We start from the raw sequence: 247 nt of genomic DNA, 5'->3' as shown, positions 1-247 counted from the left end.
GCCCTGTTCCAGCATCAGGTCAAATCGTTGCGCGATTCGCTCGTGAAGCACTGATCGCTGAGCGGGCGCGACCGCCAGTTGCGCCACAGTATAGGGGAAACGCCCCGCTGCTGAGCTGTCTTCATTCTGTCGCAGACGCAATTCGCTCATGGTCATGCCGCTGACCTTGAATACTTCCAGAGCGCGCACCAAGCGCTGAGGGTCGTTAGGGTGAATGCGCGCGGCTGACTGCGCATCCACTGCACGC

Annotated in this window: 1 pseudogene; it reads right to left on the bottom strand. The window is 60.7% G+C overall.

The features are described 5' to 3' along the window. Positions 1-240, bottom strand: a pseudogene (locus AC0IW9_RS31610) (hypothetical protein); the annotation flags it as partial. Between the last annotated feature and the right edge of the window lie 7 nt (positions 241-247).

It is taken from the genome of Belnapia sp. AC561 (genome assembly GCF_979252845.1).
This window is presented reverse-complemented; position numbering and strand designations above follow the sequence as displayed.